This window comes from Paenibacillus koleovorans NBRC 103111 (assembly GCF_004000845.1).
Lineage (GTDB): Bacteria > Bacillota > Bacilli > Paenibacillales > NBRC-103111 > Paenibacillus_AA > Paenibacillus_AA koleovorans.
The window spans coordinates 1-566 of the sequence record NZ_BIMA01000273.1 but is presented as its reverse complement, the minus strand read 5'-3'; the positions used below and the strand labels follow the sequence as shown (position 1 = coordinate 566).

Here is a 566-nt window from a genome sequence, read left to right as displayed (position 1 = left end):
ATAGATGTAATCTGTTGGAATTGCACAGTACCAATGATGATAACTAGCAGGGTGACTGCTGCGCAGATCTGCATGTGTCGTTTGCGATTTTGCCTGCGAATTCGAATCTGATCCAAGACATGTTGCTTGAAACGCATTTCTGGGGGAGTAATTTCCTCCAATTGTTTTCGGATGAGTTCCATATTCATTGCACCCACTCCTCTTTTGCATAAGTTTCTCTGTGCTTTACCTCTTTAGCGAGTCTGCTGCTCAGCCGCTCGAATCGTTTTCGTAGTGTTGGTTCCGATACGTTTAATATGTGTGACAGTTCTTGGTATGACCGTTCATCCAAAACTCTGCCGTAAAGCAATGCTCTATCTGCCACTGATAAAGACGATAATATATTATAAAGAGGCTCCGATATGTAACTTTCTTGAGCAGGGCTGATGTCTTCGCTTGCTTTCCAGAGCTTAAATCTGAGTTTCCGCCTTCTCACCGCACTGATTGCCGTTGTATATGCAATGCGATACAACCAAGCATTCATCGATGTACCTGGCTGAAATTGCCTTCTTTTTTCGTATGCTTTC

Annotated in this window: 2 protein-coding genes; both read right to left on the bottom strand. The window is 43.3% G+C overall.

The features are described 5' to 3' along the window. Positions 1 to 188 (bottom strand): hypothetical protein (locus tag PKO02S_RS33065; RefSeq protein WP_218034007.1); only part of this gene is annotated, 188 nt, incomplete at its 3' end. Continuing rightward, on the bottom strand, positions 185 to 566 hold a 382-nt coding region (locus PKO02S_RS32135; protein WP_164821841.1), incomplete at its 5' end, for an RNA polymerase sigma factor. The genes PKO02S_RS33065 and PKO02S_RS32135, both read right to left, overlap by 4 nt.